This window comes from Sabulicella rubraurantiaca (assembly GCF_017355885.1).
GTDB lineage: Bacteria > Pseudomonadota > Alphaproteobacteria > Acetobacterales > Acetobacteraceae > Roseococcus > Roseococcus rubraurantiacus.
Genome location: NZ_JAFEUU010000005.1, coordinates 127120 through 139013 on the forward strand (window position 1 = coordinate 127120; position 11894 = coordinate 139013).

Here is an 11894-nt window from a genome sequence, read left to right on the forward strand (position 1 = left end):
GCCGCTCGAATCCAAGGTAGCGAAAGCTGCCGAGGCCGATGGCTGCGGCAACCCGCTTCACCTCCTCTTGGAGGGAATGAGGGGAGAGGGCCTCTTTTGCCTCCTTCGGCACCACAAGGTCTGGCTTCGCCGCGACGGACGATCGCTGGGTCTCCCGGCCCTCTCTGGATTCCGCCAAGCGCGGAGAGTCTGGCATCGCCGCTGGAACGTCGCCGCTCAACATCAAGGCTGAGCTGAGGAAGTGCATCGCGGATGCGCGGTGGAGACCGCTCATTGCCGTCGTGCCCGCACCCCCGTCCATCGCAAGCATCCCCCGTACCCGTCATCTGGCCATCGCACTGGATGGCACACGAGGTGCTTTAGCGTAAGTACGCGATTACACGCAGTCGGCCACCTCCACGTTACGGCGCGCAGACAGGCGTTCGGGCAATGCAGAACCAAGCAAAGGAACGGGGCGAGGTCCGGCGTGAGAGGCTGCCGGACCACGCAGGGTGCAGTCGCGTCAACTGTGTCGCCCCGCCGTCCTTTTGGGACAATGCTCAAAATATGACGTCGCACCCGATGCTCAAGAAAAAAATCGAGAAGACGGGCAGTAAATTTTGCTGAGGATGAGGGGCGCAACACAGGAAGCGCCCTCAGGAAGGTCCTGAGGGCGCTCCGAACGCATCCAACAAACGCAACTGCACCGCGGCTCCGTTTACGCATCACCGCACGGGCCATCAACGAGGGGTTCCACGTAGCCGCCCGAAGGATGTGGTCGGGCCGCCGCGTTGCGGGGCCGGCCACATACTTCCCAGCCCACATCCGCGACGGAAAGAAGGCAAAGAAGGTCATGCAATTGCCCCGATGGTGCCGATACTGCGCTGTGACAGGCCAAAGGGGCCTTTCAGTGCGAGGCAGCGATGAAGAAGGCTTTGCTGGGGGCTTTGTTTCTTGTGGCGGGAGCCCTGACGACCGCGCCGGCAGCTCAGGCGCAGTATTACGGTCACGGTGGTCACGGCCACTACGACAATGGGCACCATTCCCGCGCCTGGGCTCGGGAAGCGGAGTGGCAGGACCGCATGGAGCGGCGTGCCCGCCGGGAATACTGGCGTCATCAGCGCCATGTGATGGAGCGGCGGGCCTACGAGGCTGGCCGGCGCGACGCCTACCACCAGTCGGCCCAGCCGTGGCACGGGGGCTGGCGCTAAGGCCGCAGGCGATGGGCCGCTGTGTCCGCGCGGCCCATTTCCATCACTTCACCAATGCGCCGAACCGCCGGGCAGGGTAGTGCGGTCAGCCCGGCAGCGAGTCCTGCCGCGCGAGGCTGCGCCCCGTCGCGGCGTCGAAGAGGTGGATGCGGGCAGGGTCCAGGCGCAGGGCCGCGCGGCTGTTCAGGGCGCAGCGCACGCTGCTCTTCACCTCTGCGGTGAAGCGGAGCTTCGGCGCGATCTCGACTTCGATCAGTCGTTCGGAGCCGATGAGCTCCGTCATCCAGACCGTGCCCGGAACGGCGCCCGCGGCATCGGGGTTCGTCACACTGACATCTTGTGGCCGAATGCCGAGGACGAGGCGGGGCGGCACGCCGGCGAGGTCGAAATGATCCGGCGCGGGCAGCGCCGTGCCCGCAAGGCGCAGCACCGGACGCCCACCCGTGGTCTCTAGTTCGACCTCCGCGAAGTTCATGGGCGGCGAGCCGATGAAGCCCGCGACGAACAGGTTGGCCGGGCGGTCGTACACCTCCTCCGGCGTGCCGAATTGCTGCACGACACCCGCATCCATGACGGCGACTAGATCAGACATGGTCATCGCCTCCAGCTGGTCATGCGTGACGTAGATGGAGGTGGTCTGAAGATCGAGATGGAAGCGCCGCAGCTCCCCGCGCATCGTCGCGCGGAGCTTGGCGTCGAGGTTGGACAGGGGTTCGTCCATCAGGAAGATGTCGGGTTTGCGGACCATGGCGCGCCCCAGCGCCACACGCTGCCGCTGCCCGCCTGAGAGCGCCTTGGGCTTGCGGGCGAGGAGATGTCCGATCTCCAGCACCTTGGCGACGATGCCGACCTTCTCGGCCCGGTCAGGCTTCGCCATGCCGCGCACCTTGAGGCCGTAGCCAATGTTCGCGGCGACATCCATGGTGGGGTAAAGGGCGTAGGACTGGAACACCATGGCGATGTTGCGCTCGCCCGGGGAGAGATGGTCCACGCGGCGGCCGCCAAACCAGATCGCGCCCTCCGTCGCCTTCTCCAGCCCCGCGATCATGCGCAGCAGCGTGGTCTTGCCGCAGCCTGAAGGGCCAAGCAGCGTGACGAAGCGCCGCTCCGGGAAGGTCATGTCGAGCGACTTCAGCACCTGGTTGGAGCCGAAGGATTTCGAGAGGCCCTCGAGGCGAACATCCATCGCGGTCAACCCTTCACCGCACCAGCGCCGAAGCCGGCGACGAGGTGCTTCTGGAGCAGCATGAAGAGCACCGCCATCGGCACGGTCATCAGGACAGAGGAGGCCATCATCAGCCCCCAATCCACATGCGTGCCATCGAAGAAGTGCATCACGCCGACAGTCAGTGGCAGGTTCTCCATGGAGTTCATGAAGACACGGCCGAACAGGTAGTCGTTCCAGGAGACGATCAGGGTGAAGATCGCGGCCGCGATGATGCCCGGCCAGGCCGTCGGCAGCACGATCTCCCAGAAGACGCGCAGGCGGGAAGCGCCATCCACCAGCGCCGCCTCCTCGATCTCGATCGGCACCCCGCGGAAGAAGGCCCACATCAGCCACATGCAGAAGGGCAGGGTGATGCAGACATAGCCGAGGATGAGGGAGAAGAGCGTGTCGGTTAGGCGCAGATCCGCCATCACCAGGAACATGGGGAAGACGAAGATGATGGACGGCACCATGTACCCCACCAGCGCGAGGTAGGGCACGGCGCGCTGGCCCGGGAAGCGGAAGCGCGTCAGGGAATAGGCCGCGAGGGTGGAAACGATGGTGCTGATCGCCGTGGTGCCGAGCGTGACGATGAGGCTGTTGAGGAACCAGTCGAGGAAGAAGGCGGAAGGTGGTGGACCGCTGGCGGCTGCGGCGCCGGCCTGGAAATAGGCCTGCTTGCCTTCCAGCAGGGCCCTGTAGTTCTCGAGCGTCCAGCTTTCCGGCCACAGCGTTGGCGGCCAGCGGAAGATCTCCTCCTTGGGCTTCACGCTGGTGAAGAAGGCCCAGACCAGGGGGAAGCAGACCAGGAAGGTGATGGCTGAGAGCAGCGCATAGAGCGCCACGCGGCCGATCAGGGTCTTGGCGCTCAACTTCCCTTCTCCTCCTGCCCAAAGCCCGAGACGCGGACATAGACCACGGTGCCGGCCAGCAGCAGCACGATCATCACCACCCCCGTCGCGGCCGCGACGCCCAGGCGGAGATTGGCCATTCCTTCCTCGAAGGCATAGACGGCGAGGTTGAAGGTGGAGGTGCCGGGCCCACCGCGCGTCAGCAGGTAGATCTCCTCGAACTTGTTGAAGGTCCAGATCGTGCGGAACACGATCACCACCACCAGCACCTCCTTCAGCATCGGGAGGGTGATGTCGATGAAGCGGCGCCAAGCGCGCGCGCCATCCACCTTTGCAGCGTCGTAAAGTTCGGTCGGAATGGTCTGCAGCCGTGCCAGCACGCAGATGATGACGAAGGGCGTGTACTTCCACACGTTCAACAGCACGGCCGAGGTCATCGCCATGTTGGGGGTAGAGAGCCACGCAATGTTCTGCTCAACGATGCCGAGCGAGACGAGCGCGTGGTTCACGATCCCGATCTCGGAATTGAAGATCCACCGCCAGTTCAGCGCGATCACCACCGTCGGCACGATGTAGGGGAAGAGCAGTAGGCCGCGGAACACCGCAATTCCCGGCAGCGCCACGTGCAGCAGCATGGCAAGGCCGACGCCGAGCAGCGTCTGCAGGACGATGGACCAGCCGGTCCAGACCAGGGCCTGGCTGAAGCTTTCCCAGAAGAGCGGGTCGTCGAAGATCCGCTCGAAATTCTCGAAGCCCACCCAGGTCAAATCGTCGGGCCGGAGAGGGTTGTAGCTGTAGAAGGCCAGTCGCACTGCCTCGGCCACGGGCCAGACCATGAAGGCACCGGCCGTGACCAGGAAGGGCAGCATGAACAGGATTCCGACCTGGCGGTCGGACAGGCGGAATCCCCGCATCGTCAGCCGGCCAGCATGCGGGCGTTGTCGCGCCGGATGTTCTCGAACTGCCGCTGGCCCCATTGCACGGCCTGGCGCGGCTGTTCGTTGTTCAGCAGCATGCGCTGCACCGCCTGCGCCCAGACGCTGCGTCCATGCGCGAAGCCGGCGAGTGGGTTCACCCCGTGCCGGAGCTCAAGCCCCGTGTTGCAGGTGTGCGGGACCGACTGGCTGAAGATCACATCCAGCGAGCGACGCTTCGACTGGTAGAAGGGGTGGGCCAGCATGGCCGGCGCCGTCGCCACGTCCTTGAAGACCGGGCCCACATTGGGCATCAGGCTCTGGCTGTACCGCACCAGCCAATCGACGTTGTTGGAAACATAGGCGATGGCTTCCTTTGTCTCGCGGATGAAGGCGTTGTCGCGGCGTGGGATGATCCAGCCATTGATGTCGGTCCAGGACCAGCGCATCCCGGTGCCCGGATGCGCCGGGTTCAGGTAGTATTCCATATTGTTGAAGAGCTGCGGCGTCTCCTCCGCCGCGCGGCCCATGGTGCGGCCCCAATAGGCGGACATGCCGGTGCGCCCGGCCACGTGCTGGTCCACGACCTGAAGGAAGGAGAACTCCACCGCAGCGCGTGGCATGGAAGCGTGCAGGCGGCGGATGAAGTCGAAGGCCTCCACCGTGGCGGGGCTGTCGAAGACGGTCTTGAACCCGTCACGCGGGTCCCACGTCATCCCGCCCGCCTGCCAGATGAACTGGGTGATGTGGTAATCGGCGCAGAGGTTGCGCCCCAGCGCCATGGTGTAGCCCGCCATGCCCGGCTTGCGCTCGGTGATGGTGCGGGCGGCATTGGCGAAATGGTCCCAGTTCCAGCCGGCCGGGTCGCCCAGCCCCAGCTCATTCACGATGTCCTGCTGCACCACGAGGAGGCAGGGCTGGTGATGCAGGGGCACCGCGTACTGCACGCCCTTCCAGGCCCCGAACTGCTCCAGCGAGAACCCGTCCACCAGCCGCTCCCGCGCGCGGATGGCGTTGTTCACATCCTCCACCGGCTCCAGCAGTCCCTCGGCCGCTAGCTGGTAGGCGATGGGGCTTTCCACGCTGATCAGCGCCGGAGGGCGACGGGCGGCGAGGTCGGTGGTGAGCTTCACCGTCACGCCGTCCCAGGGGATCTGCTCGACCTCGAAGCGGATGCCGGCATTGTTGCGCTCGGCCCATTCGTTCATGCCCTGCACGAAGACGCCGCCATAAGGCCCCGGCTCGCCCCAGACGCGCGCGACGCGCGGCTGGTTCTGCGCGAGGGCCGGGGCGGCAAGGGCCGAGCCGCCCAGCAAGGCGGCGCGGCGCGTGGCGAGAAGGCTGGTCTTGCTCATGGCGTGAATTCCTCCCTCCGTGGGTCGGGTGTTTCCCCGATCAGTCGTTCTCCTGGACGTTCTTGGGCGCGTAGCGTGCGAAGCGCACGTCGGCCGTCTTCTCGTGGGCCAGCATCCCTTCCTCGTGGCAGATGCGGCCCATGATCGGGGCGATGCGGCGCGATGCGTCGTCGCTCAGACGCTGCCACGTGACGGTCTTGATGAACTTCCCGACCCAGAGACCGCCCGTGTACCGGGCGGCGCGGCCGGTCGGCAGGGTGTGGTTCGTGCCCACGCCCTTGTCGCCATAGGCGACGGTGGATTGCTCGCCAAGGAAGAGGCTGCCGTAGTTGCGCAGCCGGGCGAGGTACCAGTCGTCGCGCGACGTCTGTACCTCCAGGTGCTCGGGCGCGTATTCGTCGCTCACCGCCACGGCCTCCTCGTCGCTGTCCACGACGATGATTTCGCCCAGGTTTTCCCACGCCTTGCCGGCGATGGCAGCAGTCGGCAGCGTTTCGAGCTGGAGCGCGATCTCCTTCAGCACCATCTCGCCCAGCCGTGCGGAGGTGGTCACCAGCCAAGCGGGACTGTCCGGCCCGTGCTCCGCCTGGCCAAGCAGGTCGGTGGCGACCAGGGCGGGGTCGGCGCTGTCATCGGCGATCACCAGGATCTCCGTCGGTCCCGCGAGCAGGTCGATGCCCACCGTGCCGAAAAGTTGGCGTTTCGCTTCAGCCACGAAGGCGTTGCCGGGCCCAGTGATCATATCGCGCGGCGTCATGCCGACGCAGCCGAAAGCCATGGAGGCCAGGGCCTGCACGCCACCGATGCAATAGAGCTCGTCCGCGCCCGAGGCGTGCAGCGCATAGAGCGTCTGCGGGTAGATGCCCTCCGCATCCCGTGGCGGAGCTGCGCCGACGACGTGGCCGACGCCGGCGACCTTGGCCGTCGCGACCGACATGATTGCGGCGGAGATCAGCGGATACTTGCCGCCCGGGATGTAGCAGCCGGCCTTGCCGACCGGGATCTGCTTTTGGCCGAGGACTATGCCCGGCTCGATCTCCGTCGCTAACTCGCCGAGCGAGTCCCGCTGCGCCTTGGCGAAGTCGGTCACCTTGGCGTGGGCATAGGCGAAGTCGTCCTTGAAGGTCTCGGGCAGGTCGCGGGCGACGCGGCGGATCTGGTCCTCGCTTACCCGAAACTCGGGCGATTCCCAGCGGTCGAACTCGCGCGCGTAACGACGCACGGCGTCGTCGCGATTGGCGGCGATGTCATCGAGGATCTGCCGGACCCGATCCTCCAGGGCGCGGCGGTCGCCGGGCGCGGGAGGACGAGCCTGCTTCAGGTAACGGCGCGCCACGCTTCCTCCATGGTTCAAGCGTCATTCCTTGGGCGGCCTGCGGCCTCCGAAGCGCAGCCTAGACCCATCCCGCTTCCGGACGAAAGGCCCATGCCGCTCTCGTCCTCCGCGTGCGTCCGCGCCGCTGCATCTTGGGCGATGGCGCTCCACAAGTTAGGTTGCGCGCGAAACGTCGGAGGTCCCCGCATGAGCCATTCCATCCCGCAGCGCCGCGCAGGATACCTCCAGCGTCCCGATTGCCGCATCGCCTATGAGGTCACGGGCAGCGGCCCCGCGCTCGTCTTCGCGCATGGGCTGGGCGGGAGTCTGATGTCCTGGTGGCAGCAGGTCCCGCATTTCGCGCCGCGCCGGACCTGCGTCGCTTTCTCCCATCGTGGCTTCTTTCCCTCGACCGCGCCGGAAGGCGGGCCCGACCCGGCTGCCTATGCGGAGGATCTGGCTGCGCTGGTGGACCATCTTGGCCTCGGCGACATCAGCATCGTCTGCCAGTCCATGGGCGGCTGGACGGGGGTCGAATACGCGCTGCTGCGGCCGGATCGCGTGAAGGCGCTGGTGCTGGCGGCGACGGTCGGTTCGATCGATCCGAAACTCGTGCCGGGCGCCGTGCGGGCAAAGGAGGAAGGCGCGGCAGCCACGCTCATCGCGCGCGGCATGCATCCCGCCAGCGGTGCGCGCATGGCGGAAGAACAGCCCGCGCTTCACCACCTCTACCACCACATCTTCGGCCTCACCCAGGGCTTCGACCGGGAGGCAGTGCGCGCTCGCCTCTATGCGATGCGCACCCGCAAGCCCGCGGAACTCACCGCCACGGGCTGCCCGGTGCTGTTCGTCCCATCCGAGGAGGATGTGGTCCTGCCCTATTCAGGTGAGGCAATGGCCGCCGCCATTCCTGGCGCGCGCGCCGCGACGATCCGGCGCGCCGGCCATTCGGGCCATTTCGAGCGTGCGTCCGAGTTCAATGCGCTGGTCGAACGCTTCCTCGATGAGGTCGGCGGCTGAGGGAAGTCTTCGTCCTCAGGGTTCCGCGCGGATGTTGCCGCGCCGGATGACCTCCTGCCACTTCGCCTTCTCGCGCGCCAAACGCACGTCTCCTTCCTGGGGCGTCGATCCGACGTAATCGAAGCCGAGATCCGCCAAGCGCTGCGCCACGTCGGTCGCCTGCGCAGCATGCCGGGCAGCGGCGTTCAGCCGCATCACCGGGCCGTCGGGCGTCGCCTTGGGCACGGTCAGCATCGCCCAGGTATAGACCTCGTATTCCGCCAGGCGCGGGTCGCTCTCTGCCATGGTCGGCACGTCGGGGAATTGCTGGATGCGGTTCGCGACCAGTGTGGCGAGGGGCCGCACCGCGCCGGACCGGATATGTGCCGTCGCGCCCGGGACATCGGCGAAAACCATGGAGACCTCGCCGGCCAGCAGCGCGGTGATGGCGGGGCCAGTGCCGCGATAGACCACATGCGTCAGGTCCACGCCCATCATCAACTTGTAGAGTTCCGCGCCCAGGTGGAGCGGTGTCCCGATCCCTGCCGAACCGTAATTGAGCCGCGCGCCCTGTTCCCGCGCCATCGCGTGAAATCCAGCGATGTCGCGCACCGGGCTGTCAGCGCGGACGATGAGGATATAGGGCGAGATGGACACCAGGCAGGCGCAGCGCAGCGTCTCGACAGGGTCGAAGGGCATGGGCTGCAGCGTCAGCGGCGCGGTGAGGAAGGAGATCGACCCCATCAGCGCCGTGTAGCCATCGGGCCGCGCCTGGACGACCGCGCGCGTCCCGATGGTGGAGCCGGCGCCGGCGCGGTTCTCGACCGTCACGGGCTGGCCCAGGAACTCGCTCATCTTCGGCGCCAGCAGCCGCGCGCCGATATCGGGCGTCCCGCCCGGCGCGAAGGGCACGATCATATTGACCGGACGCTCGGGCCAATTCGCCTGCGCCTGCGCTGCGGGTGAGAGCAGGGAGAGGGCAGGGAGCGACAGCGCCGTGCGGCGCGCGATACCGTTGGTCATTGTGTGTTCCTCCCTTTTGCTCACCCTCAGCTGGGGCGAGCATTCAGGACCCTAGCAGCGGCCCTTGGCTGGTGGCGAGGAAAGCAGCGCGGCGGCGCCAGGGTCACCGCGCCGGGCAGCCTATTCCGGCTGCACCCCCGCGGCGCGCAGGATCGTTGTGAAGCGCTCGACCCCGTCGCGAATGAGGTTCATCACCTGCTCGGGCGTTTCGTAGCCGGCGCGTGGCGACACGCCTGCCATTTCGTTGAGCTTCGCGGCATTCTGCTGGATCGCCGCGCGGAAGGTCGCGCCCAGCGCGGCCAGCACAGGAGCGGGTGTGCCGGCGGGGGCCAGGATGGGGAAATACTCCTCAAGGATCACGTCGGGCATGCCGGCCTCCGGCGCGCTCGGCACGTCGGGCAGGGCAGGGACGCGCCGCTCGGCGAGCACGGCAAGCGGACGCAGCCCTCCGGTCCGGGTCTGTCCGATCGAGGATGCCATGGTCGGCGTGCCGATCTGCGCCTCACCCGCGAGCAGTGCGGCGACGCTCGGTCCGCCGCCGCGGTAATGCACCAGCTCGACCTGAACCTGGGATTTCGCCCGGAACAACTCGGCAGCGACATGCACGCCGCTGCCGGTGCCAGCCGTGGCGAGGTTGTAGCGTCCCGGATTGGACTTCAGCAGGGTCAGCAACTCCTGCGCGTTGCGCGCCGGAAACTGCGGGTTGACGACCAGGACATAAGGCGAGAAGCCGGCGACAGCCACGCCGGTGAAGTCGTTGATCGTGTTGTAGGGGACACGCGCGACGATCGCGGGCACGGTCGGATGGGAGCTGTTGATGAGCAGCGTGTAGCCATCCGGCGCGGCACGGGCGACGATCTCCGCGCCGATCACGCTGCCGGCGCCGGCACGGTTCTCGATCACCACTGGCTGGCCGAGGGCCTGCCCCGCCGTCTCTGCGATGATGCGCCCGACAATGTCGTTCGACCCGCCCGGGGCGAAGGGAACAATGAGGCGGATGGGGCGCGTGGGCCGCCAGCCCGCCTCGGTCTGTGCGCGAAGGATGGATGGCGCGAGGCCGGCTGCAACAGCAACGGACAAGGCACTGCGGCGAGTTGGCACGATGGACGGCTCCCTGTTGTCGGCCATGCCTTTTCCGGATGGCGCGGCTAGTCTTTGACCGAATCATATCGTGATCGTGGCACAATGCGAGGCCGAAATCGGCGCCTTGCGATGTGTGGAGTGAGACGAGGCCGCATAACACCCCGCAGAGCATGAGCTTCCGTCTTCGTGTGGTCTCGATCGCCTTCGCATGCCGGGCAAGGAACCCGGCGTCTAGCAAGTGGGCGCCTGCCATGCGTCAATGCCAGTAATAGGTTGGAGGGACGGATGAGACGGCGCGGGTTCTCGATGCTGGGTTTGTCGCTGGCCTCGGCCGGCCCGGCAATGGCGCAATGGGCTCCCAGCCGCCCGGTGCGCATCGTCGTCGGCTTCGCGCCCGGCGGGCCTGCCGACGTGATCGCGCGCGTCATCGCGGATCGCCTTGCGGAACGGCTCAGGCAAAACGTGGTGGTCGAGAACCGGGTGGGCGCGGGCGGCAACATCGCCTCGGATCACGTTGCACGCGCCGCCCCGGATGGGCACACGCTGATGCTCGCGGCCTCCGCACTCGTGCAGAACGCCGCCATGTTCGCGCGTCTGCCCTACGATCCCGTGCGCGACTTCTCGGCCATCAGCCAGCTCACCTCCTATCCGCTCATCGTCGTGGTCGCCCCCAGCGTGCCGGCGCGCAACCTGGCCGAACTCGCGGATCTGGCGCGACGGCAGCCAGGCGGCGTTACCTATGGCTCGGCCGGGGTGGGGACGCCCCTGCACCTGACGGGCGCGCTGTTCGGTCTGCTGGCCAACACCGAGATGACGCACGTGCCCTTCGCGGGCGCGGCGCCGGCCCATACCGCGCTGCTGGCGGGGCAGGTCCAGGCCATCTTCCACAACCCGGTCCAGGCCTCGCCCTCGCTGCGCGCCGGGCTGATCCGCCCCCTCGCGGTGACCGGCGAGGCGCGCATGGCGGCTTTCCCGGAGGTTCCGACCGTGGCCGAGACAGGCTTCCCCGGTCTCGTGGCCAGTGTCTGGCATGGGCTGGTCGGCCCGGCCAACATGCCCGCGCCGGTGGTAGCGCGACTGGGCGAGGTGGCGGCGGAGGTGATGGCGCTGGAGGACGTGAAGGCCAATCTCGGCCGCCAGGGCTACGAGGTCCATGGCACGGCACCGGCGGATTTCGCGCGCTACATGCGCGCCGAGAACGAAAGATGGTCCGACGTGATCCGTCGGGCGCAGATTCGCGCGGAGTAGAAGAATGCTGCACGACCCGCCCTTGCTGACCATCCATCGCGGCCACCGTCGCCCCGACAAGGCCCTGGTCGAGGCCTTCAGGGGCGCCCAGACCTCGCATCTCTGCGATGCTATGGATGGGCGCGGGGCGCTCGATTACCGCATCAAGCCGCTGGACCCGGGCAACGCCGCCTTCGCGGGACCGGCGATCACCGGATGGACCTCGCCCGCCGACGTGGTTGGCATGTTCGGCACCCTGGCCGAGGCGGAGCCGGGCGATGTCCTGGTGGTGGCCTGCGATGCCTTTACGGGGACGGCGGTGCTGGGCGACCTTGCTGCCGGCATGATGCGCAACAAGGGCTGCGCCGCCTTCGTGACGGATGGGCTGGCGCGGGATCGCGCAGGCATCCTCGAGACGGGGCTGCCAGTCTTCGCCGCTGGAATCAGCCCAAACTCGCCGGCGCGGAAGGGGCTCGGCGTGGTGGGGCTGCCCGTGAACCTTGGTGGGGTTCAGGTCCGGCCTGGCGACATCCTAGTCGGCGATGCGGATGGCGTGGTCGTGGTGCCGCTCGACCGCGCAGAAGCCGTGCTCGAAGCGCTGGGACAAGTCCACACGGCGGAGGAGAAGGCGGTGCGGCGCGTGGCCGAGGGCGCCGTCATGTCGCCCGCCATGGAGCCGATCCTCGCGGCCGCACGGGTGATCGGCTGACGGCGCCCAGGTAGCCAGCCG

The 11894-nt window shown here is 67.4% G+C and carries 11 protein-coding genes; 4 read left to right on the forward strand and 7 right to left on the reverse strand.

Annotation, left to right across the window (positions count from 1 at the left end):
• The first annotated feature begins 902 nt into the window (after positions 1-902).
• Positions 903-1190, forward strand: coding sequence for a hypothetical protein (locus tag JTJ31_RS10955; RefSeq protein WP_207538698.1), 288 nt, complete (start codon positions 903-905; stop codon positions 1188-1190).
• Between the two features lie 85 nt (positions 1191-1275).
• On the opposite strand, the gene JTJ31_RS24990 is transcribed toward JTJ31_RS10955, so the two are convergent.
• From JTJ31_RS24990 to hisD, 5 genes are read right to left on the reverse strand one after another with little or no spacing between them, the layout of a single operon-like run.
• Entirely contained in the window at positions 1276-2376 is a 1101-nt protein-coding gene (locus JTJ31_RS24990) for an ABC transporter ATP-binding protein (RefSeq protein WP_207538699.1), read from the reverse strand.
• A 5-nt stretch (positions 2377-2381) separates the two neighbouring features.
• Entirely contained in the window at positions 2382-3269 is an 888-nt protein-coding gene (locus tag JTJ31_RS10965) for a carbohydrate ABC transporter permease (protein WP_207538700.1), read from the reverse strand.
• Complete coding sequence (locus tag JTJ31_RS10970; RefSeq protein ID WP_207538701.1) at positions 3266-4162, reverse strand: carbohydrate ABC transporter permease; 897 nt, start codon at positions 4160-4162, stop codon at positions 3266-3268. The genes JTJ31_RS10965 and JTJ31_RS10970 overlap by 4 nt, the downstream gene beginning before the upstream one ends.
• A 2-nt stretch (positions 4163-4164) precedes the next feature.
• Positions 4165-5517 (reverse strand): ABC transporter substrate-binding protein, encoded by a 1353-nt coding sequence (locus tag JTJ31_RS10975; protein ID WP_207538702.1) that lies wholly within the window; start codon positions 5515-5517, stop codon positions 4165-4167.
• Positions 5518-5557: 40 nt separating this feature from the next.
• Entirely contained in the window at positions 5558-6853 is a 1296-nt protein-coding gene (hisD, locus tag JTJ31_RS10980) for a histidinol dehydrogenase (RefSeq protein ID WP_207538703.1), read from the reverse strand.
• Between the two features lie 186 nt (positions 6854-7039).
• On the opposite strand from hisD, the gene JTJ31_RS10985 reads away from it, so the two are divergent.
• Positions 7040-7852: an alpha/beta fold hydrolase gene (locus tag JTJ31_RS10985; protein WP_207538704.1), complete on the forward strand. Its 813-nt coding sequence runs from the start codon at positions 7040-7042 to the stop codon at positions 7850-7852.
• A gap of 15 nt (positions 7853-7867) precedes the next feature.
• Here the strand turns inward: JTJ31_RS10985 and JTJ31_RS10990 are convergent, their stop codons facing one another.
• Positions 7868-8854 (reverse strand): Bug family tripartite tricarboxylate transporter substrate binding protein, encoded by a 987-nt coding sequence (locus tag JTJ31_RS10990; protein WP_207538705.1) that lies wholly within the window; start codon positions 8852-8854, stop codon positions 7868-7870.
• Positions 8855-8974: 120 nt separating this feature from the next.
• A complete protein-coding gene (locus JTJ31_RS10995) occupies positions 8975-9982 on the reverse strand; it encodes a Bug family tripartite tricarboxylate transporter substrate binding protein (protein WP_207538706.1) in 1008 nt (335 codons plus the stop codon).
• Between the two features lie 240 nt (positions 9983-10222).
• Between JTJ31_RS10995 and JTJ31_RS11000 the strand changes: the two genes are divergently transcribed.
• Both JTJ31_RS11000 and JTJ31_RS11005 read left to right on the forward strand, forming a co-directional pair.
• Positions 10223-11185 (forward strand): Bug family tripartite tricarboxylate transporter substrate binding protein, encoded by a 963-nt coding sequence (locus JTJ31_RS11000; protein ID WP_207538707.1) that lies wholly within the window; start codon positions 10223-10225, stop codon positions 11183-11185.
• A gap of 4 nt (positions 11186-11189) precedes the next feature.
• Positions 11190-11873, forward strand: coding sequence for an RraA family protein (locus JTJ31_RS11005; protein WP_207538708.1), 684 nt, complete (start codon positions 11190-11192; stop codon positions 11871-11873).
• Positions 11874-11894: the final 21 nt, after the last annotated feature.